Below are 23,455 nucleotides of genomic sequence, written 5' to 3' on the forward strand. Positions count from 1 at the left end.
CAAGGGCGTTCCGTTCGCAGGCGGCGGCATTACCGCCGGACTGCGCGATCTCGGGCGGCTCGGACAGCTCATGCTCGACAAGGGCGTAGCGGGCGGCGAGCGTCTGTTCCCGGCCGCGGTCGCAGAGCGCATCGCGAAAGGAGGTGACCGCTCGAAATTCGCCGGTTTCCCGACCATTCCGGGCGGCAGCTACACCAGCCAGTGGTGGGTCTTCCATAACGAGCACGGCGCCTATGCCGCGCGCGGGGTCCATGGACAAACGATCTATGTCGATCCGACCGCCGAGATGGTGCTGGTCCGCTTCGCTTCCTATCCCAGGGCGCAGAACGGCTTCATCGATCCCACTTCATTGCCTGCCTACCAGGCAGTCGCCGAATATCTGATGGGCAAGGACTGAGCGGCCGGAGCGCACCATGATGACACGTTATTTGCTGGTGTTTGCGGCGACGCTGTGGCTTGCGCTGCTTCCCGGCCCCGCTTTCGCCCAGGAATCTTCCGATCCGGCGCCGGATACGTCCGAACAGGCGCAATCCGATTCAACAGGCGGAACCGAGCCGGAAACAGCGTTCCCCGAGCGCGTTACCGATCCCTCGGTCACGATCGAGGAACTCTCGCATCTGCTTATCCCGTTGACCAAGGATGAGCTTGGCGAAGTCACCGATGCCTGGCTCGCTAATGTTCGTGACGCGACTCAGGAAATCGCCGATCTTCAGGCCGACATCGCGCGCAATCCGGCTCAGGAAGGCGATCCGCGCTTTGCCCGTCTCATAAAACTGGTCGAAAAGCGAGCCGCTCTGCTTTCGCGCTTCACGATGGCAGTCGATTCCTTCGCGCGAAAGGGGGGCGACGAAGGCCGGGTTGCCGATCTGCGCGCCTATCGCGAAGCGGTGCTTTTCGAGGAGACCTCGCAGGCCAGCACGACGGCGCTCATCGGTTCCCTCGTAACCTGGCTGGGTCGGCCCGATGGCGGGATAGCGCTACTCAAGCGGATAGGTATCGCGCTTCTGGCGCTGGCTGCCATCGTTCTCGTCGCCCGCTTCGCGCGCGGGATAGTCCATGTCTGGCTGGGCCGTTTCTCGAAGCTGTCGAAGCTGCTTCAGGCATTCATCGCGGCGATGTTCTTCTGGATTTTCATAGTCATCGGCGTTCTGGTGGTGCTCGCCTCGGTCGATATCGATGTGACCCCGCTCTTCGCTCTGATCGGAGGCGCATCCTTTATTCTCGCCTTCGCCTTCCAGGACACGCTCGGCAACCTGGCGAGCGGTCTGATGATCCTCGTCAACCAGCCTTTCGACGAGGGCGACTACATCGATGTCGGCGGGGTGAGCGGAACCGTGAAGGATGTCAGCATCGTCGCCACGACGATCGCCACGGTCGACAACAAGATCATAATCGTGCCCAACCGCAATGTCTGGGGCAATGTCATCGTCAATGCTTCGGTCAGCGACGTGCGACGTGTCGATCTCGTCTTCGGCGCATCCTACGATGATCCAATCCAGCAAGTTCTCGACACGATCGGCGAAATCGTCGCGGCCCACCCCAAGATACTCGCCGATCCCGAACCGACGGTCGCGGCAAACGAGCTTGCGGCAAGCTCGGTCAATTATGTCTGCCGGCCATGGGTGCGCGCGGAGGACTATCTCGACGTCTACTGGGACCTCACCCGGCAGGTGAAGGAAGCGTTCGACAAGAAGGGTCTGTCGATGCCCTATCCGCAGCAGGACGTGCATATCAGGTCGGCACAGGCGGCGCAGGGCGAGCCGCAAGGCAATTAGAAACACTCTCGCTGCCGACGGAACAGCGGCTGCATCCGCGTATGGTGACAATGACCCAATCTCGTATCGAAAGGTTCACGCGGCGGGGAATGCCGTTAATTCGCGTGGCCGGTGGACATGCAGCGCGGGCTACCCTCGGCCTCTTGGGCCTCCTGACATCCGCCTGCGCCGGGATGGAGCGGATCGAATATACCGAGCCTTCTTCGGTTATCGCATCGATCCTGCCGGGCGATAACGGCTCTTCACCTGTCCGCTTCTGGTCTGGAAGCGACCGGGCCCGCTACAATGCGTGGATCGGGCAGGTCTATTCCGACCGCAAGGCAAGCGGGCTGCCTGACCCGGAAAACATGCTCGTCATCTCGGGCGGGTCGGACAAGGGTGCCTACACGGCAGGACTTCTCAATGCCTGGAGCGACAAGGGATCGCGGCCGCAATTCGACCTGGTGACCGGGGTCAGCACTGGTGCACTGATCGCACCTTTCGCCTTCCTGGGCACTTCGCAAGATGAAGCGCTCAGGACGATCTACACCGGCATAGGGCCAAGCGATGTCTATCGAAGCCGCCCCTTCGGCATCCTGTTCGGTAAATCTGCGGTCGCCCGCACCGACCCGCTCAAGGACCTGATCGCGAAATACACCACCCGCGACTTTCTGGATCGCATTGCGGCAGAACACGAAAAGGGGCGGCGGTTGCTTGTCATGACGACACAGCTCGACACCGGGCGCGGAATGATCTGGGACATGGGTGCAGTCGCAGCGCGAGGGACGCCGCAGGGCGACGCCCTGTTCCGCCAGGTGCTGCTGGCTTCGGCGAGCATTCCGGGCGTTTTCCCGCCCGTTTTCATAGAGGCGAACGACGGATCCCACAGCTTTTCGGAGATGCATGTCGATGGCGGCGTCGTCAGCAGCTTTTTCGTTCTTCCGCTGGAATTGCTGGAACGCCGGCTGAACTCCCGCGCGGGCCAGCGCAATATCTGGATCCTCTACAATGGCCGGCTCCAGCCCAAGTTCGAGGTCGTCGGGGCGGATGCCTTGTCGATCCTCCAGCGCTCGATCTCCGTCACGCTCACCTCGCATGACCAGACATTTCTTTCGGGACTTCGACTGTTCGGGCAAAGGAACAGGGTCCGGGTATCGCTGTGCGGTATCGAGGAGGACATCGAAGCGGAAGATGCGGAAATCTTCGACACGCAGCGGATGAACCAGTTCTTCGACATGGGGCGGGAAAGCGCTGTCGAAGAGAACGGCTGCCTCGACCGGGAATTCGAGCAGTAAGCAAATGCATCCCACTCCGCCATCCCGGCGGCTGGCGGGATGCGCGTCAGAAACGATAGGCAAAGCCGATGAGCGGCCCGGAAATCGTGATATCGAGATCGATCGGCGGGCCATCGCCAATTGCCGGGCTTTGCCTGTCGACACTCAATGTCTTGTAGACAAGCTGGATCGAGGCCCTGTCCGACAGCGAATGAGACACGCCTGCAACGGCGTTCCAGCTGAAATCGGAACCTGCGCCGAAACCGCCGATATCGCCCTGCACGAGCACACGCCAGTCACGCGCGAATTCGTGCTGGTAGCGCGCGCCGACGATCGGGTCGGTCCATTCGTCGCCGGTGACGATGGTGTCGTCGAAGAAGAAGGTGTCGATCGCGATGGCGACATCCGCGTCCCAGCGCCGAATACCCGCATAAAGGTCGATCGCATCGCTGCCCGCGTCGATCCGGCGAACCAGCGTCAGCTCGAGCACCTCGGCATCGATATCGGCATCCACGTCGCCGATCACGATATCGACGCCCGTCCCGAGATTGGCGAAGATGTAATCGGTCGAGACGCCCCAGCCCGACTTGTGGCGCACCTCGCCGTGGATCAGCCCGCCGAACTCGAAGACGTCGAGCAGGTCGCCCGCATCGAGCGCAAAGTCGAGCCCTTGCGCCGAAGTGCCGATATTGCCGGTCACGGTCGGGATCCAGACATAGGGGCTCACTATGAAGGTTAGGTCCTTGTCACCCTGTGGCGATGCCGGTTCGACGCTGCGGCGATCCTGCCGAGGCGCGGCATCGCCCTTCTCCGCGATCCCGGCCAGGCTGGACGGCGTCGCCGCGAGCGTCTCGTTCCCGGAAGACGAGGTCGCGACCACGTCCCGATCAATAGGCCGCGCGGCGAGCGGCGATCCCCAAGCCGCTGTCAGGAAAGCGGTGCAGATGGCGCTTGCGGAAAGTGCGGAACGGCTGATCCCGCGCAGTCTTGGCGAAGGACGGCCCATCTATTCGCCGCCTCGCTCGCCCTCAAGCTCAGCGGGCTTCCAGACGTAGCGAAGCGTGCCTTCGGCATCCGAAAGAACCAGCTGCTCGCCTTTCAGGGAGAACGTGTCGAACCGCGCCAAATCCGCAGTCACAGCGTCGCTGATAGAATCCGGCGCACACAGCGCCTTCGTCACACCGATCTGGGAAAAGGAAAGCTGCCCACTCGCCTGCTTCTCCAGAACCGTCCCCTGCCAGCGACCGAAGCCTCGATTGCAATCGAGCCGGAACGCGGCCCTGCCATCGGGGTCCAGGACCAATGTGTAGAGACCTGCCTCAACCTCGCCGACAAGAGCGGCATCGCCGGGATGCTCCGCGATCTCGGCAAGGCGCCAAGTGGTTTCGGCAAGAGAGATACCCTGATCCATCTCGGTCATTTCGCCTTGTTCTGCGCCCTGATGCGTGCAGCCGGTCCCTGCGAGAAGGAATACCAGCGGCAAAGCAATCGATTTCATCTGCGCCTCCCCTCCCACATATGCATGGGACCGCTTCAGAATGAGACTGATGGCAATGGCTACGCAAGATTGGTCATGCCCAATATGGGGCGGTGGCGGGTCGGCGGCTGGCTGGTATCGACTTAGGGGTCGTCGGGCGAGTGGGCAGTCTCAAGGACGACCGCCTGTTTCTGATCGAACGTCCGTCCTGACCGGGGAGCGATTGGCATCGAGTGTGCCCCCTCGGACCCATGGGCCAGCAACAAGCGAATTTTTCATTCTCTTTACCTAGCTAACCGCGGTGGCCGCAGCCAGACGAGTTCGGCAAAGCCAGAATTCTGACCGCTCTCGAAAAAGCCATTTCGGACAGGCACTGAGAGGACGTAAGCGGTGCTCCGCCCGGATGAGAACAGTTCGACGAAGAGCTGCATCGAGGAGCTGCCAACTGCCCTCTGACGCAGCACGGCGCGAAGTTGGAGGTCCTAGAAACTGCCGAACCGTCGCACCCGGATAACGGCGACCACGCGGTCACTCCGCAACTTCGGCCATCCATCAAGGATATTGGTAGCGGAGGAGGGACTTGAACCCCCGACACGCGGATTATGATTCCGCTGCTCTAACCACCTGAGCTACTCCGCCCCGTAAGGGATTCGCGCCGGTACGTCGCCCGGGCGAGCGGGGCATTTAGGGCGGGCCTTGCCTGCGGTCAAGCGCCCCGTGTGTCCCGACACCAGGCCCTGCCCGACGCGTTCCGGCAGGGGCTTCAGGGACGCTCCTTGCCGCGAAAAGCCATGCGCTTCACATGGCTCCACGGACCGCCCTCATAGCGGTGCAGGTCGAGGGCGGGAAACGCGAAGGCGCGTGGCTCGATCTCGGGCGCGAGGGCCACCTGCAGGGCGCGCGCCTCCTGCCTGGACACCTTGTTCTGGATCGTGATGTGCGGGCGCGGTTCGTGCAGGTCCTGATCGGTCAGGCTGCCATGGAAATGATCGGCGATCAGCGCGCGCAGGCGTAGCAATTCCTCGCTTGCGAGGGCGATCGCCGTGCCCTTGCCGAGATCCATCAGGCCCGTAATGCGCGCCTGCGGCTGGGCGAACTCGCGGGCAATATCGGGCAGGAAAGCTTTCAACTCGTCGAGCAGCGAGGGCGCGAAGGCGTGGAACAGCGTGACGTGGGCGTGCAGGTGGTTGCGCTCGACCGGGAAATGGGCGCGGCGCAGGCGCTCGGCCCAGCCCTGGATGTCGGGCGGGAGGACGGCGGTGACGATGAAGGGGCGGGACATGGAGGCGGGGTAGCATGCCGCGCCGGAAAGGTGCGAGTCCCAGCGTAGGCTGGGACCTCGGTCGATGTCGCACAGCGTGGCCTGAGGTCCCTGCCTGCGCAGGGACTCACGCTAATTCGCCAAGTAAGACTACATCTCCCCACGTTCGCGCCGCAGCGCATACCATTCGGCGACATTGGCGTTGTGCTCTTCCAGCGTATCGGCAAAGACATGGCCGCCCGTCCCGTCGGCGACCATGAACAGCGCGCTGGTTTTCGCCGGGTCGAGCACGGCGCGGATGCTCTCGCGCCCCGGATTGGTGATCGGCCCTTGGGGCAGCCCGGTGCGGGTGTAGGTGTTGTAATCGTTGACCGCCGCTATCTCGGACTGGCGGATGCGGCGGCCCAGCGGCTTTCCTTTCGTGATCGGATAGATGATGGTCGGGTCCGCCTGCAGCAGCATCCCCTCCTTCAGCCGGTTGGAATAGAGCCCGGCGACCATGCGACGTTCGGAGGGTTTCCCGGTTTCCTTTTCCACGATCGAGGCGAGGATCAGCGCCTCGCGCATCGTGTCGACCGCGATGCCCGGCGCGCGCTCGGCCCAGGCTTCGGCAAGGAAGCGATCCATCGCCGCCTGCATCCGCTCGACCAGTTCGGCGCGGGATTGCCCGCGCTCGAAGGAATAGGTGTCGGGCAGGATCGAGCCTTCGCTCGGCACGTCGATTTCGCCCGTCAGCAGCTCCTCGGCCATCAGCCGCTCCCACACCATGATCGACGGCATCCCCTCGGGCACGGTGACGAAGCGGCGGATGACGTCGCCCGTCTGGAAGGCTTCGAGGATCTGCGCCTGGCTCATGCCGGGCGTCAGGCGGAATTCGCCCGCCTGGATCGGCTCGGACGAGCCGAACAGGCGGGCGTTCAGCACGAAGCCATCGGCCGAAGAGATGAGCCCTTCGGCCTCGAGCTTGTCCGCCACCGCCCTGATCGACGCGCCGGAGGGAATGACGAAAGCCGTCTCCTCCTCGATGTTCGCCTCGCCCAGCTGGGCATAGGCGAGCCACGCCCCGGCCCCGACGAGTGCGACGACGAGAAGGAGGACGAGGCCGAGCCGCCTCACGCGCCTAGTCGACCTTCTGCATGATCAGCGAGGCATTGGTCCCGCCGAAGCCGAAGGAATTGTTGAGCACGGCGCGCACTTCGCGCTCCCGCGCCTTCAAGGGCACGAGGTCGATGCCTTCGGTCCCCTCGTCCGGGTCGACGAGGTTCAATGTCGGGGGCACGATACCGTCGCGCATGGCGAGCAGGCAGAACACCGCTTCGACTGCGCCCGCACCGCCCAGAAGGTGGCCGATCGCGCTCTTGGTCGAGCTCATTGAGGCACCGCCGAGGTCCTCGCCCAGCACGCGCTTGACCGCGGCGAGCTCGATCGTGTCGGCCATGGTGCTGGTGCCGTGGGCGTTGACATAGTCGATGTCGCCCGGGCCCAACCCGGCCTTGCGCAGCGCCATGCGCATGGCGAGTTCCGCGCCCTTGCCTTCGGGATGCGGCGCGGTGACGTGATAGGCATCGCCCGACAGGCCATAGCCCGTGACTTCGCCGTAAATGGTCGCGCCGCGCGCCCTGGCGCGCTCGTACTCTTCCAGCACCACGATGCCGGCGCCCTCGCCCATCACGAAGCCTTCGCGCGCCTTGTCATAGGGGCGGCTCGCCTCGGTCGGGCGTCCGTTGAAACTGGTGTTGAGCGCGCGCGCCTGCGCGAAGCCGGCAATGCCGAGCGGGTTGATCGTGCCTTCGGCGCCGCCTGCCAGCATCACGTCGGCATCGTCTGCCGCGATCATGCGCGCAGCATCGCCGATCGAGTGCGCACCCGTGGAACAGGCCGTCACAACCGCATGGTTCGGACCCATGAAGCCATATTTGATCTGCACCTGTCCGGTGACGAGATTGATGAGGCGTCCATGGACGAAGTGCGGGCTGACCCGGCCGGGCCCGCGTTCGTGCAGGTTGACGCTTTCGAGCTCGATCCCGGGAAGCCCGCCGATGCCTGCGCCGATCGAACAGCCGGTGCGCAGCTTCTCTTCCTCGGTCATGTCGGTGAGGCCGGCATCTTCCAGCGCCTGTCCGGCGGCATCGATGCCGTAGACGATGAAGGGATCGACCTGTCGCTGGATCTTGGGATCGACACGGCTGTCGGCATCGAACCCCCAGGCATGATCCTTGGGCTTCACCTCGCAGGCGATGGTGCATTTCTGGTTCGAGGCGTCGAAGCGGGTGATGGGCCCCGCCCCGCTCTCGCCCGCGATCAGGTTCCGCCAGCTGGTCTCCACATCCCCGCCAAGCGGGGTGACGAGACCGAGCCCGGTTACAACCACACGGCGCATTTCAATCCCTTTCGTCTCCCGGACAGGGGGCAATGACCCCTGCGCGCGGCCCGGCTGTATCGGGCCTGAAAACCAAAGGCCCGCAGCCCGCGAATGGGGCTGAGGGCCTGTCGTTCAGCTTCGCGCGCCTGTCGCAGAGGCAAGGGCGCGCCATGCCGTGGGCGGTCAATCAGCCCCGGGAATCAACCCTTGTGTTCGTCGATATACTTGGTCGCATCGCCCACGGTCGAAATCTTCTCCGCCGCGTCGTCGGGGATTTCAACTCCGAACTCTTCCTCGAAAGCCATGACCAGCTCGACGATGTCGAGGCTGTCGGCGCCAAGATCATCGATGAAGCTCGCTTCCTGAGTGACCTTGTCGGCCTCGACGCCGAGATGCTCGACGACAATCTTCTGCACGCGGTCGGCAGTTTCGCTCATGTTCGTCCCTCTTGTCTGGGGTTTTGCAAAGAAGTCACGCTCGGCCCTAGTCAACGGCGCTGGCAAGCGCAAGTGGGGATCGGCCTCGCATCGCGGCCTCCGACGAGCGCCCCTGCCGACGCACGCGCACCACGCCTCGCCGCAGATCGCGACCAGCCTGCCCCGCCCACCGGATAGGATCGGCAAGCCCGGCATTAAGTCTTTTGAAACACGGGTGAAATCCGGTTCAGACCCGGAGGCGAGAGAGGTCCGATATGGCCAACAGGGAAATGCTACAAGGCCTTGCACAGGCCACATACGACACGCTCGAGGCCTATCGCCGCGCGCACGAGACAGCCCATGCCAGCGCGCTGCGACAGACGCTCGAACGGCGCATTTCGCAGCGCACCCGCACCGTCAACATGCTCAACGAGGCGCTCGCCGGACGCGGGGGCGAGCCCGTGAAGGATGCCAGCGCCTCGGCGCGGGCGGGCGATCTGATCCGCGCGGTCATGGATGCCTTCCAGGACGGGGACGAGGCCGCCGCGCACCGGATCGAAACGGCCGAAAGCGATCTCGCCGAACGCTATGACAGCGCGCTCGCGGACGATCGGCTGGACGATGCCGCCCGCCGCACGATCGAACGCGCCGCGCGCGACGTGCACGAGGGTGAAAGCTTCGGCCACGTGCTCGATCGGCAATATGGCTGACGGCGTTCGACGGCAGGATTTTTACAAAGGCAGCGGGGCCAAGGCCTTCCAGAGGCACGGCCAGCCGTCCCGAAACAACCAGAACGATAAAGCGAAACGCCTTTCACGCAGGGCATCCGGCGAAAATGCCGGGTGCCCTTCTTTCTAGCGCGTTCAGCCGTCCTTGGCCGCTGCAGGCGTTTTCGGCGGCTCGACCACGCGGATCGCGAGTTCGCGCAGCTGCCTGGGCTCGGCAAGGCTGGGCGCGCCCATCATCAGGTCCTCGCCCTTCTGGTTCATCGGGAAGGCGATGACCTCGCGGATCGCCTCTTCGCCCGCAAGCAGCATGACGATCCGGTCGATCCCCGGCGCGGAGCCGCCATGCGGCGGCGCGCCGAGCTTGAACGCCTCGATCATGCCGCCGAAATTCGCATCCACGTCCTCGCGGCTGTAGCCCGCGATCTCGAAGGCCTTGTACATGATGTCCGGCCGGTGGTTCCGGATCGCGCCCGAAGACAGCTCGTAGCCATTGCACACGATATCGTATTGCCACGCCTTGATACTGAGCGGGTCCTGCGTTTCCAGCGCCTCCATCTCGCCCTGCGGCATCGAGAAGGGGTTGTGGGAGAAGTCGATCCGCTTCGCCTCCTCGTCCCACTCGTACATCGGAAAATCGACGATCCAGCAGAATTTGAAGCAATCCTGTTCGATGAGGCCGAGCTGTTCGCCCACCTGCGTGCGCGCGGCGCCTGCAAGCTTGGCGGCTTCGGGCTCCTTGCCTGCGGCGAAGAACAGGCCGTCATCCGGGCCGAGGCCGAGCTCGTCATAAAGCTCCTTCATCCGGTCGGGCCCGTGGTTCTTGGCGATGGGCCCGCCGAATTCCCCGCCCTTGCGGGTGACATAGCCGAGGCCCGCATAGCCTTCGCCGCGCGCCCAGTTGTTCATGTCGTCGAAGAACTTGCGGCTCTTATCCGCCGTGTTCGGAGCGGGGACCACGCGCACCACGCCGCCGGAGCCGACGATCTTCTCGAACAGGCCGAAGCCCGACTGCTCGAAATGGCCCGTGACGTCGCTGATGACGAGCGGGTTGCGCAGGTCCGGCTTGTCGGTTCCGTATTTCAGCATCGCCTCGGCATAGGGAATGCGCGGGAAGCTCCCCGCCGGGGTCACGGCCTTGCCGCCTGCGAATTCCTCGAACGTGCCCGCAAGCACCGGCTCCAATGCCTGGAACACGTCCTCCTGCGTCACGAAGCTCATTTCGAAGTCGAGCTGGTAGAATTCGAGGCTGCGATCGGCGCGCAGGTCCTCGTCGCGGAAACAGGGCGCGATCTGGAAATAGCGGTCGAATCCGGCCACCATCATCATCTGTTTGAACATCTGCGGCGCCTGCGGGAGCGCGTAGAACCGGCCCGGGTGCATCCGGCTGGGCACGAGGAAGTCGCGCGCGCCTTCGGGGCTCGAGGCGGTCAGGATCGGGGTCTGGAATTCGGTGAAGCCCTGCTCGGTCATGCGCCGGCGAATGCTGGAAATGACCTGGCTGCGCAGCACGATATTGCGGTGCATGGTTTCCCGGCGCAGGTCGAGAAAGCGGTAGCGCAGCCGGATTTCCTCGGGGTAATCGGGCTCCTCGAACACGGGCAGCGGCAATTCCTCCGCCGCGCTCTGCACGGTGATGGAGCGGGCGAACACCTCGATTTCGCCGGTCGGCAGGTTCGCGTTGACCGTCGCGGGCGTCCTCGCCTTCACCTCGCCGTCGATGGTGACGACCGATTCGGCGCGCAGGCGTTCAAGCACCGGCAGCGCCGGCGAATCCTCGTCGGCGACGACCTGGGTAATGCCGTAATGGTCGCGCAGGTCGACGAACAGAACCCCGCCATGGTCGCGCTTGCGATGGACCCAGCCCGACAGACGGACCGTCTCGCCGACATTCTCGGCCGAAAGTTGTGCGCAAGTATGGGAACGGTAGGCGTGCATCTAAACTCTTGTCCTGTTCGAGAGTAAGGCGCTATGGGCGCGCCAATGTCCGGCGCGGGCTGGTGCCAAAGCCCCAAGCGGATATGCGCGCGCTAACAGGCGAAGCCCGGCGCTTTGTCAAGTCGCGCGGGACCTCTCCACCAGGGACCGGCAAGGCCCCGAGGGCGGCACTCCGCCCACCAACATAATGAGCGACATGCACATACACGACCTCATCACGACCACCGAAGCCCTCGAAGAGCTGTGCGAGCGGCTGGCGAAATCCGATTTCGTCGCGGTCGACACCGAATTCATGCGCGAGAACACCTACTGGCCGGAACTGTGCCTTGTGCAGATCGCGAACACCGAAGAAGCCGCCGCGATCGATCCGCTCGCCGACGGCATCGACCTTTCCCCCCTGCTCGACCTGATGTGCGACAACGAGGACGTGCTCAAGGTCTTCCACGCCGGCGGGCAGGATGTCGAGATCATCGTCAACCTTACCGGCAAGACCCCGCACCCCATATTCGACACGCAGGTTGCGATGATGGCGATCAGCCAGTCCGAACAGATCGGCTATGCCAATCTCGTCGAGACCTGGCTGAACATCCAGATCGACAAGGGTGCGCGCTTTACCGACTGGTCGCGCCGCCCGCTGACCGACCGGCAGATCGAATACGCCATCGGCGATGTCACCCACCTGTCGAAAATCTTCCCGAAGATCCTCAAGAAGCTGATCAAGACCGAGCGCGGCGTGTGGCTCGACGCGGAGATGGAAAGGCTCTCCGATCCATCGAACTACCTGATCGATCCCGATGCCGCGTGGAAGCGCATCCGCTCGCCGGGGCGCAACCCGCAGGTGCTCGGGCGCTTGAAGGCGCTCGCCGCCTGGCGCGAGGGCGAGGCGCAGCACAAGAACATCCCGCGCGGACGGATCATGCGCGACGAAACGCTCGCCGACATCGCCAGCCATCCGCCCAAGAAACAGGCCGATCTCGCCAAGGTGCGCGGGCTGTCGGCGGCGTGGAAGGACAACGATATCGGCAAGCGCATGCTCAAGGTCATCGCCGAGGCCGAACCCCTGCCCAAGGAGGAGATGCCCGAGAAGATGAAGCGCGGCGCACCTTTGGGCCGCGAGGGCGCGCTGGTGGCGGACCTTCTGAAACTGCTGCTCAAAATCCGCGCGCGCGAAATCGATGTCGCCGCCCGCCTGCTCACCCGCGCCGAGGAAATGGAAGCGCTCGCCGCCGGGGTGCGCGATCTCAATGTCCTCAAGGGCTGGCGCTACGAGGTATTCGGCAAGGATGCGCTCGATCTCGTCGAGGGCAAGCTCGCCTTCGCGGTGGAAAAGGGCAAGCTCAAGATGACCCATATCGACGATATGCGCTCCGCCATGGAAGACCGGCTGGCGGCGGAATAGGCGCGAGTAGGCCCGTGTCCACCTACCTGCCCACCATCAAGCAGCTGCAATATCTCGTTGCGCTCCACGAACACGGCCATTTCGGCCGCGCGGCGGAAAGCGTCTTCGTCTCGCAATCGACCCTGTCGGCCGGCGTGCGCGAGCTTGAATCGCTGCTGGGCGTGACGCTGGTCGAACGCTCGCGCCGGGTGGTGCGCTTCACCGCGCTGGGCGAACAGGTGGTGACGAAAGCGGGCCGGCTGTTGCGCGAGGCGGAGGAGCTGTCCGACCTCGTCCAGGCCGCGGGCAAGCCGCTTTCGGGCCAGCTGCGCATGAGCGTCATCCCGACGATCGCCCCCTTCATCCTCCCGCGTCTGCTCCCGCGCCTGCGCCGCGAACGCCCGGAGCTCGAACTGATGCTGCGCGAGGAAACCAGCCAGGATGCCTTGCTGAGCCTCCAGCATGGGCGCTCGGATTGCGTGCTGCTCGCCCTTCCCTTCGACACCGGCGATGTCGAACTGGAACATATCGCCGACGACCGGCTCTATGTCGCCTTTCCCAAGGACGATCCGCGCGATCCGCCGCAGGAAATCCCGCCCGACATGATCGATCCGATGATTTCCTCTGGCCGCCTACTGCTGCTGGAGGACGGCCACTGCCTGCGCGAACACGCGCTCGCCGCGTGCAACCGCAGCGAATTGCGGGCGAGCGCGAGCATGATCGGGACCAGCCTGCACACGCTGGTGCAGATGGTCGACAACGATCTGGGTCTCACCCTGCTGCCGGAAATGGCGATCGAGGCGGGGATTCTCGCCGGGACCGAGGTCGTGGCGCGCCCGGTCGAGGGCGAGGGCGCGAAACGCGAAATCGCGCTGGTGTGGCGGCGCAATTCCCCGCGCGAGGCGGATTTCAGGCTGCTTGCCGGGGAACTGCGCGCGGGCTGATCGGCAGGCTGCCGAGCGAATGCTGCGGAAACGCGCACTTGGCGCGCCCGGGCGAAGTCGAGACGCGCCCTTGCGACGCTTGAAGAGCAATTCTCGGGCAACGGTCCGGCGGCCGGCGCGATGCCGTCCTGCGATCATCCGCGCCTCTCAGCCGATCATCACCAGGGCCACCATCTCCACCAGGGATCGTCGTCCTCGTCCTCGTCTTCGTCGTCTTCGTCGTCTTCATCCTCTTCGTCGTCGTAGTCCTCGTCCTCGTCTTCGTCCTCTTCGTTATCGCGATCGTCCTCGTCGCGGTCATCGTTGCCGTTGCCACCGTTGCCGTTGCCACCGTTGCCATTGCCACCGTTGCCATTGCCGCCGCCACCGTTGCCATTACCGCCGCCGTTGCCGTTGCCGCCATTACCGCCGCCGCCGTTGCCGCCGCCACTGTTGCCATTGCCGCCCGAGCCATTGCCATTGCCGCCGGAGCCACCGTTTCCGCCCGGATCATCGCCGCCACTGCCCGAGCCGCCGCCACCAGAGCCGCCGCCCGATCCGCCACCCGAGCCGCCACCGCCCGAGCCACTGCCCGGGTCGCCGCCGCCCGAACCGCTTCCTCCCGTGCCACTGCCCGAGCCGCTACCGCCCGAGCCGCCGCCCCCGCCGGACCCGGCGCCATCATCCTCGCCGAAATTGCCCCCGCCGGACCCGCCGCCGGACCCTCCATTGCCCGAGCCCCCATTGCCCGAACCGCCTGCCTCGCTGGAGAGGTTCGTATTGACTTCGTCAAAGCTGTCGCTGGCCCCCGCACCCAGAGCGGTCAGGGCCCCGACCGATCCGAGCGCGACGAATCCAATGATCAATCCGTATTCCATCGCGGTCGCACCGGAGGAATCGCGCATGCATTTCCTGACAGCCTTTACCATTGTCACACCCCGTTATTCGGGGTGCTACGTGCCAAACGGAAATAAACAATTTACAAATAGGCCCCCCGCCCGCCTTTTCCGCCTCCCGCCCCGATGCAGCGCCGGCCGGAACCATATCGAGGCCTGCCTAGGCAGAATCCCCGGGGCCCGGCCCAACTGCGCGGAAATTATGAATCGCGCATTATCCATGGCGAGAACACGGCGCGCCATCCCCACCAAGCCTCGCGCGCCCCACCCGGGACCCGGCACAGGGATTGATCATGCGCAAATTCAGGCTTTCCTCCTTCCTCACCCCTTCCCGGCCGCTAGCCCCCGCCCCCGCAGGTCGCGCCGCCGCGCGCGGAACGGCAGGCCCGCGCCCCTCGCGCGGGACGGCCGGAAATTCCGCGCGCGCTAAGACCGCCCCCTCATCCCCCGACCGGACCGAGCGGGCCGAGGCGCTGCGCGGCCAGCTCGACGCGGTGATGGGCGCGATGCACGATGCGCGCGCAGATGCCGAGGGGATCGCGCGCCTGATCGCCGAACTGGAAAGCGAGGCGGAGCGGGTCCCCGGCCTCGCCGAGGAGAACCGCGACCTCGCCCGCCGGCTGGACGAGCGGCAGCGCGAGGCCGAAAGGCTCGAGGCGCGCGGCGAGGAGCTCGCCGCAGACCTCGCCCGAGCGCGGGAGGAAACGGGGCGGGCCGAGCGTCGGCTCGAAACGGCGATGCGCGAGCGCGGCGAAATGCACCGCGCGCATGAAGAAGCCAGGGAGCGCGCCCGCGGCCTGTCGGAAACCGCCGCGAGGCTGACTCGCGAAGCCGATGAAAACCGGGCCGCGCGCGAACAGTGCGAGATGGAAATCGCGCGCCTGCGCACCACCCTTGGCGAACGCGACCGCGCGCTCGAAGAGGCGCGCCACGCCAGCGACGAAGCGCGCCTCGCGGCCGAGCGCGATGCGAAACGGATCGCCGAAAGCGAGGAGCACGGCGCCGCGCAGGAGCGGCGGGTCGGCGAATTGTCCGAAAAGCTCGCGACCGCGCAGAGCCGCCACGAAAGGCTCGAGGAAGAACACGAGACCCTGCGCGAGCGTGCCCGCACGCTGGAAACGGCGCGGGCCGATCTCGAGATCGCTTTCGAGGCGAAGGCCTATGCGCTGACCGGCGAGCTGACACAGGAACGCAGCGGGCACGAGGTCACGCGCCGCCTGCTCGATGAAATGCGCGAGGAGAACCGCGCGCTGGGCGAGGAGAACCGCAATCTCAAGGACCAGTCCGTGGCGATGGCGCGCGAGACCGAACAGGTGAAGCAGGAACTCGGCTCGACCCGCAGCGCGATCCGCGACCATGGCGATAGGCTGGGCGAGGTGAACCGCCGCTTCGCCGCCACGCAGGACGAATGCGCGAGGCTCGAAAAGGCGCTGGCCGAGGCACGCAAGGACAGCCGGGCGCTCGCCCGCAAGGTCGAACGGCTCGAAAGGGTCGAGCGCGAAAACGATGAATTGCACGAAAAGATGAGGGGGCTGCAGGGCAGTCTCGACCATTATCGCCGCGCCGGCGGGGAAGCGGGCGCGGGCGGCGAGCTGGTGGCGATGCCCCTCGCGCCGCGCGGGGGCAAGACGGGCGGGGGCAAGACGGGCGGGGGCAAGGCGGGCGGGGGCAAGACAGGCGGGGGCGAAGCGCAACCCGCCATCGCCGCCGGGGGCGGCAAGGTCGCCCGCCTGCCGCACGCCCGCTAGGCGCGAGGCGGACGCAATCGGCCCGAAAGCCGGGCCTCCACGCGGTCCTCTTGGCGAAACGGCGCGGATCGTGGCATGATCCTGCCCGGCAGGAAGGGCGCGCCACATGGAACCACGCAGCAAGTTCGTAAAGGCGGGGAGCATCGCGGTCATAATCGGCAGCGTGATCGCTACGATCGTCAGTTACGCGGCGGGCAACAGCGTTTTTCCCCACGCGCTCATGGCGCTCGTATTCGCGGTGACCGAGGTGGTTTATCGACGGCGAGAGCGGCGCGCGGAATAGACCCGCGCCCCCGCCCTCGCCTCGATTGCTCAGGTCACGATTCGCCAAGCGAGCGGGGCGGCAGCCTGCCGTCGGAGGCTTCGCTGTCCGCCGCCTCGTCGCCCGAAACCAGTCCGCGCGCCTCCAGCATCGGCTGCACGTCCGGCTGCCGTCCGGCGAAGTTTTCATACATCTCGAAATAGTCCATCGTCCCGCCCCGGCTGAGCACCGTGTCGCGGTAATGCTGGCCGTTTGCGCGGGTCAGGCCGCCGTTTTCGCGGAACCATTCGCGGCTGTCGCGGTCGAGCATCTCGGTCCACAGATAGCTGTAATAGCCCGCCGAATAGCCTGCGGGCGAGCTGAAGATGTGGTTGAAATAGGTCGAGCGATAGCGCGGCGGGACAAGGTCGATCTCGAGCCCGAGTTCCTCGAGTGAACGTTCCTCGAAGGCCGTGACCTTGTCCGGCGTGTCGATCGCGGCGGCTTCTTGCGGAGACAGGGCAGCCCATTTCATGTCGAGCAGCGCGGCCTCGACCACCTCGCCGAAATCATAGCCCTGGTTGAAACGCGAGGCGGCCTCGATCTTCTCGACCATGTCCATCGGGATCGTCTCGCCGGTGCGATAGTGCCTGGCATAGTTCTGCAGCACTTCCGGGTCGGTCGCCCACATTTCGTGGACCTGGCTGGGATATTCGACGAAGTCGCGCGCGGTCGCCGTGCCTGACAGGCTTTCATATTTCTGGTCCGCGAACAGGCCGTGCAGCGCATGGCCGAATTCGTGGAACATGGTGTTCACATCGTCGAAACCGACGAGCTGCACCTCGCCCTCTGCCGCCTTGGGGATGTTGAGCACGTTGTAGATGACCGGCTTCGTCCCCCACAGGTGCGACTGGTCGACGAAATTGCTCATCCACGCCCCGCCCCGCTTGGATTCGCGCTGATAGGGGTCGAAATAGAACAGGCCGAGCTCGGACCCGTCCTCCTCGAACACGGTGTAGACCGAGACGTCCGGGTGGTAAACGGGGATGTCGTCGCGCTTCTCGAAGGTGAGGCCATAGAGCCGGTTCGCCATGTAGAACACGCCGTCCTCGAGCACGCGGTCGATCTGGAAATATTCCATCACCGCGCTCTCATCGAGATCGTAACGATCGGCTTTCACCTTGTTGGCATAGCGATACCAGTCCCAGGGCTGCACTTCGAAATTGCCGCCCTCGGCGCGAATGGCCGCGTTGAGCATTTCCGCCTCGCGCCGCTGGGTTGCGGCGAGCGCGGGGACCATCTGCTCCATGAAGGAAAGCGCGGTTGCAGGGACCTTCGCCATGCGGTCGTACATGGTGTAGCTAGCCCAGTCCTCCTTGCCGAAAATCGCCGCCTTTTCAGCGCGAAGCCGGGCGATCTTCGCAAGGATCATGCGCGTGTCGTATTCCGGGTTCGTCCCGTCGGCTCTGGTGTAGCTGCGCATGAACAGGGCCTCGCGCACGGAGCGGTTCGCGAGCGCGGGCAAGAGCGGCTGCTGCGTCGTGTTCTGCAGCGCGATGGCGTATTTCCCCGGCATGCCCTGTTCCGCCGCGAGGTCGGCGGCGGCGCGGATATCGGCGTCCGAAAGCCCGGCAAGCTCCTCGCGCGTGTCGACGATCAGCGGTTGGTCGTTGGTCGCATCGCGCAGCACCTGGCCGAATTCGGTGGTCAGCATCGAAAGCTGCGTGTTGATCGCCTTCACCCGCTCGCGTTCGGCATCGGTGAGCAGCGCGCCGGCATGAACCATGTCGGCATAGGTTTCCTCCAGCAGCTTCGCGTCCTCCACCGTCATCGTCATGCTGGCGCGCGCATCGTAGACCACCTTCACCCGGGCGAAGAGATCGGGATCGAGCAGGATCGCATCGCTGTGCGCCGACAGTTTCGGGCTGATTTCCTTGTTGATTTCATCGAGCCGGTCGGTCGTGTTCGAACCCGTCAGCGCGAAGAAAACGGCCGAAACGCGCCCCAGCATCCGCCCCGATTTTTCCAGCGCGACTATGGTGTTCCCGAACGTCGGTGGCGCCGGATTGTCGATGATCGCGCGCACCTCGGCCTTCTGGATCGCCATGCCCTGTTCGAAGGCGGGGAGGTAGTCGTACTCGGAAATCCGGGTGAAATCGGGCGCGCGGAACGGCAGGTCGCTGGGCGAGGCGAAATAGCCCGTGCCCTCGGGTGTCGCGTATGCGGAGCTTGCCTCGGCGGCGGAGATGGGGGCGGTCTGGGTCATGCTTTTGCTCGTCGTCTCTCCGGGCGTTGCAAGCGCGCTGCCGGCAGCCAGCGCAGCGAAGGAAACAGTCGTCAGAACAGGGGCCATGATGCGGGCCTTCATAAAAGTCTCTCTTTGTTAATTCAGGTCTTGCGGGCGCTCGGCCCGCCGATGCGATGCACCGTTTAACAGGCGCGACTTGAACAGGGGATTGCCGCAGATTGCAAGCCGCCCCTCGACCGTGTGAAAGCCTGCCCCCACCGGAACAGGCGCGCGTGCGATGCGTCATAAGTGCATGAACAAAAACGCGTGCCCCGTTCTGCCCCCGGTCCTTGTCGTCAACAGTGCGAGCGGCAGCTACAGCGAACGGGCAGTCGCCGATGTGCGCGCCGCACTCCCGGGCAGCGGCGCCGTGTCCGGCGGCGGCGAGAGAGGCGAAGGCGGGGCGGGCGTGCGCACTTTCGACTGCCGCCTGGACGAATTGCCCGGCCGCGCCGCGCTCGATCAGCTGGGGGCGCGGCTGCTCGTCGTTTTCGCGGGCGACGGGACGATCTCGCGCCATTTCGCAAGGCTGGAGGCGGAGGGCTGGGACGGCGCGGTGCTCGCACTGCCGGGCGGCACGCAGAACCTGCTTGCCACGGCCATGTTCGGCACGCTTTGCGCGCCGGAGATCGCCGCCATGCTGGCGCGCGGCGATCTCGTCGGCACGCGGCGGCACTGCATGCGCTGCGCGGGCCACACCGCCCTTGCCGAAATCCTGTGCGGCCCCGGCGCGCGCTGGGCCGACGTGCGCGAAGACATACGCGCGCGCGACATGGGCGAAGCGGCGGCGAAATCGCTCGACATCACCCGCGAGGCGGCGAGCGGGGCTCTGGCGCGCCTCGCCGATCCGGCTGCGGGACGCGAAGAGGGCTATCCCGGCCTCCACTTCTCGCTGCCGGACGGGGCAATGGTGGCCCGCGGCTACCGGATGGAAAATCTCGGCGACTGGCTGCGCCAGGGCCTCGCCATGGCCCGGCGCGATTTCCGCGAGGGTCCGTTCGACGAGCTCGGCATCATGGACCGCGCCCGGATCGAAGCGGTCGAAGGATCGACCATCGACCTGATGATCGACGGGGAGCACGCCCGGACGGGGGCCGAGGTCCGGATCCGGCGCGAGCCCTTCGCCCTCGAAATCATGGGCCTCGGGACGAAAGCGAGGCCGGCATGACCGGTCGCAAGGATGCCAACCGCCTGCTGTTCCACCTGTCCGACATCCATTTCGGGCTGGAGGACAACCAGGCGCTCGACTGGGTGAAGCGGGAAATCGCCGAGCGCCGCCCCGACGCGGTGGCGATCACAGGCGACCTGACGATGCGCGCGCGGCACCGCGAATTCAATGCTGCGATCCACTGGATCACCGGCCTCGACGTGCCCGTCACCGTCGAGGTCGGCAATCACGACATGCCCTATTTCAACCCCGTCGAACGCTTCTTCGATCCCTACAAGCGGTTCAAGGGCATGGCGAAGCTGATCGAGCGCGCAATCGATTTGAACGGCCTCGTCATCGTGCCGCTCAAGACCGCGGTGCGCGCCCAGCCGCGGCTGAACTGGTCGAAAGGCTGGGTCACGGACCGGGCGCTCGCCAAGTGCCTGGACGCGATCGACGCCCTGCCCGAAGGTCGCCGCGCGCTCGTCGCGGTGCATCACCCCTTGCGCGAAGTGGGAACCGAAGGCACCGCGCTCACCCGCCATGGCGGCAAGGCGCTGGCGGAACTGGCGCGGCGCCCGGTCGAGGCGGTGATCAGCGGGCATGTCCACGATCCGTTCGATATCATGGAAGAGACGACGGAGGGCCCGGTGCGCATGATCGGCGCGGGGACGTTGTCGAAACGGACCCGCTCGACCCCGCCCTCCTTCAACGAGCTGTGCTGGGACGGCGAGAGCCTGAGCGTGACCGCGCGCAATCTGGAGGAGGTGAATACGCGCGACATGCAGATCGACGACGTGCCCGAGGACGCGCGCCCGCCGCGCGAGGACGGCGACCCGGTCGCCCCGGTCGGACAGGTCCCGCGGGTCGATCCGCCGGTGCGTTAGGGCGTGCGTCAGGGCGTGCGTCAGGGGACGGCGCTAGGAAGTGCCCCCGGCAGGGGGGGGAATAGGCAGCGAGAATCCCGGCCCCTGCAGCTCGGGTCGAAACGCGCAGGCGCGGTTGCCCAGCCCCCCAAAGACATTGCTACGCGGGCCGGCGACATGCACCCCGACGACGACGGGTTCCCCGTCGGCTCCGAAAGCGATCAGCGGAGAACCGCTTTGCGACCGGCTCGTGTCGAGCCGGTGGTGGACAAGCGGGAGACGCAGCGCGGCTTCCCTTTGCCCGATATTGCTGGAGCAGAATGGGCCATCGCCTTCCCTGTAAGCAAGCAATGCCCCATCGACATAGCCAGCGATCTCGAGCCGGGACTGATCGAACCGCGCTTGCGAGATGAACGCCAGCGGAAGCGGTGCGATCCTGAGCCTGGATGGCAGCGGGATGACAGCGAGGTCGAACGCCCAGTTATTGTTGTCACAATCTTGGCCTGGCTTGTATCGCGGGTGAATACGGCACTTGTGCGCAGGAACCTTGATCGGCTTCGCACCGGTCCCCGGAAACCTCACGATTGCATGGGTGATGCACCGCACGGCGTGGGCCGCGGTGAGGACATGCCGGTCCGAGATCAGGAACCCGGTGGCGGGTCGCGATCCTTCGAGTTTGCAGATCGCGTTATACGGACGGTCCTGCGGCGAGATCTCGCGCCTGCGGCCGTTGCCCGACCAATCGCAAGGCAGGGCTTTGGGCTGGTGAGCGCCCCCATGGATCGAAGCGGCACGGCCAGGAAAGACCCCGCCGCGAGGCGCGCGCGCGGCCAGGGGAGCCCGCTGACGAGGCGATACGATAACGGCCACCCCCTATTCGTCATCGCCTTTGAGCAGTTCGCCGATCGCAGCGCCCAAGGCCCCGCCGATATCGCCTCCCGCTGTTTCGGCGAACAGTTTCCAGTCCTCGAGCTTGGCCTTGCGCCTGCCCTTGCCGGTTTCGACGATCTTGAAAGCGAGGCTCGCACTGCTCACCCGCCCGGCCTGCGGAACCTGGCCCGGTATCGGCAGCAGCGCTGCGCCGGGGACGATCCCGGTCCGCGCGGTTGGGGATGTGATGCTGCAATCGAGTAGGTAATCAGCGATCGTCTTTTCGGATGATGCCCCAGTGGCGGCCTGATCCTTGTCCGTCCCGGCCTCCTCGGTTTCGACGACAGGCAACCGCTCCAGCATGTCGCAATATTTTACCGGCGCCGCCCATTTCATCTTGTCAGGATACTCTGCATCCGAAGACAGCGCGTATTTGCCTTTGGCAATGACGGTTTCGTTCAGCGTCGCCTGTTTGCCGATCCCGTCTTCGACGTAAGGTGAGGTTCCGGCGAACGACATGGCAAAGCCGACCGAGGACCCCTTCGCGACCGGCCGACCCGTCGCGATTGCGATTGGAACAAGCTGCCATGCCATCGCTTCGGGCACCCAGTGGACAAAGAGGATCGCATCGAATTCCACTTCCACATCATTTGCTTCGCCGGTGCCTTTGGGCCGACTTGCACGCACGATACGAAGGCAGCGCGGGACAGGCCGAAGGTCGCCCTCCTCACTGCGCTCGAAGGCGGGGATGGAGATGCTCGCCGAATATTCCGACTTGTAACGGGCCAACTCCTTCTCGATCGCCTTCGCCTCCTTCTTGAAGGCGAACTTGAACAGCGAAGTCGCCACTGCTCCGATCAGCGCGGCTCCGGCCTCGGGTTGCGGCCGTGAACCGATAAGCTCGTCATCCCCATTGAGGGGGCCGAAAGGCAGGTCGCAAAGGACCTTCGCGCCCTTCAGCGCCTTGTCAGAAGGGCTTCCCTGTAGTCCCGGAACCTCTTTGCCCGGGCCGGCATCGAATTTCTTATTAATCTTGGTTTGATACTCCCCGGGCCGGGCCGCGCGCACGAAAGTTTCGCTTTTACGCTCTGGCTTGTCGGAGACATTGCCGCCGGCGTTGAGCGGGGCGATCGGCAATGCGACACAGGCGAACGTGCAAAAAAGGAAATGGCGAACATTCATGAGCTGCCCCCTCGGCTGAAACATTCGCGCTCTTTACTATCCCATTATGGCGAATACTTCCAATTCTATTTGGCGCGCCGATGGACCGCCCCTCAATCCATGTGGCGCAGCCCCACGCGCAGGTAATCCCAGCCCGTCACCAGAGTCAGCACCGCCGCCGTCCACAGGGTCGTCAGCCCGGCGACATGCAGCCAGCTTTCCGCGACGCTCTTGCACCCCTCGCCCAGCGCCTGGCAGGGCTGGCCGTGCACCGCGCCGCCCAGGATTAGCGCGGCGAGGCTGACGAGCTGGAAGGCGGTCTTCCACTTGGCCAGCCGCGAGACCGGCACGGAAACCTGCAACCCGCCGAGAAATTCCCTGAGCCCCGATACCGCGATCTCGCGCAGCAGGATGATAAGCCCGGCAATGGCGTGAAAATCGCCGACATAGGGGCCCCGCAGGAATCCCTGCGCGGTCAGGATCAGGATGACGGCGGCGACCATGATCTTGTCCGCGATCGGATCGAGGAATGTCCCGAGCTTCGATACCGCCCCCTGCGCCCGGGCGAGATAGCCGTCGAGATAATCGGTCAGCGCGATCAGGCAGTAGAGAAAGAAGCCGACGAGATAGCCCAGCGACCAATCCGGCCACCACAGGAAAAAACCCAGCAACGGCACTGCGAGAATGCGCGAAAGCGTGAGGATGTTGGGCAATGTCAGCATGGCGCGGCC

21 protein-coding genes, 1 tRNA gene and 1 pseudogene are annotated in these 23,455 nt (G+C 65.2%); 10 read left to right on the forward strand and 13 right to left on the reverse strand.

All coding sequences use genetic code 11. The features are described from left to right. The 3 genes and pseudogenes from RIB52_RS03975 to RIB52_RS03985 form a co-directional block, all read left to right on the forward strand. Positions 1–397, forward strand: a pseudogene (locus tag RIB52_RS03975) (6-aminohexanoate hydrolase); the annotation flags it as partial. Between the two features lie 16 nt (positions 398–413). Next, positions 414–1,775, forward strand: coding sequence for a mechanosensitive ion channel family protein (locus RIB52_RS03980; protein WP_350173170.1), 1,362 nt, complete (start codon positions 414–416; stop codon positions 1,773–1,775). Positions 1,776–1,948: 173 nt separating this feature from the next. Further along, positions 1,949–3,049, forward strand: a complete 1,101-nt coding sequence (locus tag RIB52_RS03985) for a patatin-like phospholipase family protein (protein WP_350173172.1) — start codon at positions 1,949–1,951, stop codon at positions 3,047–3,049. A 46-nt stretch (positions 3,050–3,095) separates the two neighbouring features. Here the strand turns inward: RIB52_RS03985 and RIB52_RS03990 are convergent, their stop codons facing one another. The 7 genes from RIB52_RS03990 to RIB52_RS04020 form a co-directional block, all read right to left on the reverse strand. Next, positions 3,096–4,034, reverse strand: a complete 939-nt coding sequence (locus RIB52_RS03990; RefSeq protein WP_350173174.1) for a hypothetical protein — start codon at positions 4,032–4,034, stop codon at positions 3,096–3,098. Next, complete coding sequence (locus RIB52_RS03995) at positions 4,035–4,526, reverse strand: META domain-containing protein (protein ID WP_350173176.1); 492 nt, start codon at positions 4,524–4,526, stop codon at positions 4,035–4,037. A 541-nt stretch (positions 4,527–5,067) separates the two neighbouring features. Continuing rightward, positions 5,068–5,144 (reverse strand) — tRNA-Met (locus tag RIB52_RS04000). 124 nt (positions 5,145–5,268) lie between these two features. Then, positions 5,269–5,787: a 2'-5' RNA ligase family protein gene (locus RIB52_RS04005; protein WP_350173178.1), complete on the reverse strand. Its 519-nt coding sequence runs from the start codon at positions 5,785–5,787 to the stop codon at positions 5,269–5,271. A 129-nt stretch (positions 5,788–5,916) separates the two neighbouring features. Next, positions 5,917–6,882, reverse strand: coding sequence for an endolytic transglycosylase MltG (gene mltG / locus RIB52_RS04010; protein WP_350173180.1), 966 nt, complete (start codon positions 6,880–6,882; stop codon positions 5,917–5,919). 4 nt (positions 6,883–6,886) lie between these two features. Continuing rightward, a complete protein-coding gene (gene fabF / locus RIB52_RS04015) occupies positions 6,887–8,146 on the reverse strand; it encodes a beta-ketoacyl-ACP synthase II (protein ID WP_350173182.1) in 1,260 nt (419 codons plus the stop codon). A 182-nt stretch (positions 8,147–8,328) separates the two neighbouring features. Beyond that, the gene (locus tag RIB52_RS04020; protein WP_350173184.1) at positions 8,329–8,565 is read right to left on the reverse strand and encodes an acyl carrier protein; all 237 of its coding nucleotides are present in this window, start codon (positions 8,563–8,565) and stop codon (positions 8,329–8,331) included. 254 nt (positions 8,566–8,819) lie between these two features. Between RIB52_RS04020 and RIB52_RS04025 the strand changes: the two genes are divergently transcribed. Continuing rightward, positions 8,820–9,254, forward strand: coding sequence for a DUF2383 domain-containing protein (locus tag RIB52_RS04025; RefSeq protein WP_350173186.1), 435 nt, complete (start codon positions 8,820–8,822; stop codon positions 9,252–9,254). A 153-nt stretch (positions 9,255–9,407) separates the two neighbouring features. Here the strand turns inward: RIB52_RS04025 and aspS are convergent, their stop codons facing one another. Continuing rightward, entirely contained in the window at positions 9,408–11,207 is a 1,800-nt protein-coding gene (gene aspS, locus RIB52_RS04030) for an aspartate--tRNA ligase (RefSeq protein WP_350173188.1), read from the reverse strand. Positions 11,208–11,403: 196 nt separating this feature from the next. On the opposite strand from aspS, the gene rnd reads away from it, so the two are divergent. Together rnd and RIB52_RS04040 are read left to right on the forward strand one after the other, a co-directional pair. After that, positions 11,404–12,606, forward strand: a complete 1,203-nt coding sequence (rnd, locus tag RIB52_RS04035; RefSeq protein ID WP_350173867.1) for a ribonuclease D — start codon at positions 11,404–11,406, stop codon at positions 12,604–12,606. A gap of 14 nt (positions 12,607–12,620) precedes the next feature. Continuing rightward, positions 12,621–13,529, forward strand: coding sequence for a hydrogen peroxide-inducible genes activator (locus RIB52_RS04040; RefSeq protein WP_350173190.1), 909 nt, complete (start codon positions 12,621–12,623; stop codon positions 13,527–13,529). Between the two features lie 158 nt (positions 13,530–13,687). On the opposite strand, the gene RIB52_RS04045 is transcribed toward RIB52_RS04040, so the two are convergent. Then, on the reverse strand, positions 13,688–14,413 hold the full coding sequence (locus tag RIB52_RS04045; RefSeq protein ID WP_350173192.1) for a Flp family type IVb pilin: 726 nt from the start codon (positions 14,411–14,413) through the stop codon (positions 13,688–13,690). Between the two features lie 284 nt (positions 14,414–14,697). On the opposite strand from RIB52_RS04045, the gene RIB52_RS04050 reads away from it, so the two are divergent. Both RIB52_RS04050 and RIB52_RS04055 read left to right on the forward strand, forming a co-directional pair. Continuing rightward, positions 14,698–16,152 (forward strand): coiled-coil domain-containing protein, encoded by a 1,455-nt coding sequence (locus tag RIB52_RS04050; protein WP_350173194.1) that lies wholly within the window; start codon positions 14,698–14,700, stop codon positions 16,150–16,152. Between the two features lie 106 nt (positions 16,153–16,258). Next, complete coding sequence (locus RIB52_RS04055) at positions 16,259–16,435, forward strand: hypothetical protein (RefSeq protein ID WP_350173196.1); 177 nt, start codon at positions 16,259–16,261, stop codon at positions 16,433–16,435. A gap of 34 nt (positions 16,436–16,469) precedes the next feature. Here RIB52_RS04055 and RIB52_RS04060 read toward each other — a convergent pair whose 3' ends face one another. Then, positions 16,470–18,659, reverse strand: coding sequence for a M3 family metallopeptidase (locus RIB52_RS04060; protein WP_350173198.1), 2,190 nt, complete (start codon positions 18,657–18,659; stop codon positions 16,470–16,472). Between the two features lie 274 nt (positions 18,660–18,933). Between RIB52_RS04060 and RIB52_RS04065 the strand changes: the two genes are divergently transcribed. Next, on the forward strand, positions 18,934–19,848 hold the full coding sequence (locus RIB52_RS04065; RefSeq protein ID WP_350173200.1) for a hypothetical protein: 915 nt from the start codon (positions 18,934–18,936) through the stop codon (positions 19,846–19,848). Continuing rightward, the gene (locus RIB52_RS04070) at positions 19,845–20,714 is read left to right on the forward strand and encodes a metallophosphoesterase family protein (protein WP_350173202.1); all 870 of its coding nucleotides are present in this window, start codon (positions 19,845–19,847) and stop codon (positions 20,712–20,714) included. Before RIB52_RS04065 ends, RIB52_RS04070 begins: the two co-directional genes overlap by 4 nt. A gap of 33 nt (positions 20,715–20,747) precedes the next feature. On the opposite strand, the gene RIB52_RS04075 is transcribed toward RIB52_RS04070, so the two are convergent. The 3 genes from RIB52_RS04075 to pgsA form a co-directional block, all read right to left on the reverse strand. Further along, positions 20,748–21,563, reverse strand: a complete 816-nt coding sequence (locus RIB52_RS04075) for a trypsin-like serine peptidase (protein WP_350173204.1) — start codon at positions 21,561–21,563, stop codon at positions 20,748–20,750. 3 nt (positions 21,564–21,566) lie between these two features. Continuing rightward, entirely contained in the window at positions 21,567–22,745 is a 1,179-nt protein-coding gene (locus RIB52_RS04080; RefSeq protein WP_350173206.1) for a hypothetical protein, read from the reverse strand. A 92-nt stretch (positions 22,746–22,837) separates the two neighbouring features. Further along, complete coding sequence (pgsA, locus tag RIB52_RS04085) at positions 22,838–23,446, reverse strand: CDP-diacylglycerol--glycerol-3-phosphate 3-phosphatidyltransferase (protein WP_350173208.1); 609 nt, start codon at positions 23,444–23,446, stop codon at positions 22,838–22,840. Between the last annotated feature and the right edge of the window lie 9 nt (positions 23,447–23,455).

Origin of the sequence: Erythrobacter sp., from assembly GCF_040217515.1 — a bacterium.
Lineage (GTDB): Bacteria > Pseudomonadota > Alphaproteobacteria > Sphingomonadales > Sphingomonadaceae > Erythrobacter.

Excerpts from the sequence above, each read along its gene's own strand:
- RIB52_RS04005 (WP_350173178.1), bottom strand. The coding sequence starts at position 5,787 with ATGTCCCGCCCCTTCATCGTCACCGCCGTCCTCCCGCCCGACATCCAG.
- RIB52_RS04020 (WP_350173184.1), bottom strand. The coding sequence starts at position 8,565 with ATGAGCGAAACTGCCGACCGCGTGCAGAAGATTGTCGTCGAGCATCTC.
- RIB52_RS03990 (WP_350173174.1), bottom strand. The coding sequence starts at position 4,034 with ATGGGCCGTCCTTCGCCAAGACTGCGCGGGATCAGCCGTTCCGCACTT.
- RIB52_RS04065 (WP_350173200.1), top strand. The coding sequence starts at position 18,934 with ATGAACAAAAACGCGTGCCCCGTTCTGCCCCCGGTCCTTGTCGTCAAC.
- RIB52_RS04025 (WP_350173186.1), top strand. The coding sequence starts at position 8,820 with ATGGCCAACAGGGAAATGCTACAAGGCCTTGCACAGGCCACATACGAC.
- rnd (WP_350173867.1), top strand. The coding sequence starts at position 11,404 with ATGCACATACACGACCTCATCACGACCACCGAAGCCCTCGAAGAGCTG.
- RIB52_RS03985 (WP_350173172.1), top strand. The coding sequence starts at position 1,949 with ATGGAGCGGATCGAATATACCGAGCCTTCTTCGGTTATCGCATCGATC.
- aspS (WP_350173188.1), bottom strand. The coding sequence starts at position 11,207 with ATGCACGCCTACCGTTCCCATACTTGCGCACAACTTTCGGCCGAGAAT.
- RIB52_RS04045 (WP_350173192.1), bottom strand. The coding sequence starts at position 14,413 with ATGCGCGATTCCTCCGGTGCGACCGCGATGGAATACGGATTGATCATT.
- RIB52_RS04055 (WP_350173196.1), top strand. The coding sequence starts at position 16,259 with ATGGAACCACGCAGCAAGTTCGTAAAGGCGGGGAGCATCGCGGTCATA.
- pgsA (WP_350173208.1), bottom strand. The coding sequence starts at position 23,446 with ATGCTGACATTGCCCAACATCCTCACGCTTTCGCGCATTCTCGCAGTG.
- RIB52_RS03995 (WP_350173176.1), bottom strand. The coding sequence starts at position 4,526 with ATGAAATCGATTGCTTTGCCGCTGGTATTCCTTCTCGCAGGGACCGGC.
- RIB52_RS03980 (WP_350173170.1), top strand. The coding sequence starts at position 414 with ATGATGACACGTTATTTGCTGGTGTTTGCGGCGACGCTGTGGCTTGCG.
- RIB52_RS04080 (WP_350173206.1), bottom strand. The coding sequence starts at position 22,745 with ATGAATGTTCGCCATTTCCTTTTTTGCACGTTCGCCTGTGTCGCATTG.
- fabF (WP_350173182.1), bottom strand. The coding sequence starts at position 8,146 with ATGCGCCGTGTGGTTGTAACCGGGCTCGGTCTCGTCACCCCGCTTGGC.
- RIB52_RS04070 (WP_350173202.1), top strand. The coding sequence starts at position 19,845 with ATGACCGGTCGCAAGGATGCCAACCGCCTGCTGTTCCACCTGTCCGAC.
- RIB52_RS04050 (WP_350173194.1), top strand. The coding sequence starts at position 14,698 with ATGCGCAAATTCAGGCTTTCCTCCTTCCTCACCCCTTCCCGGCCGCTA.
- RIB52_RS04060 (WP_350173198.1), bottom strand. The coding sequence starts at position 18,659 with ATGACCCAGACCGCCCCCATCTCCGCCGCCGAGGCAAGCTCCGCATAC.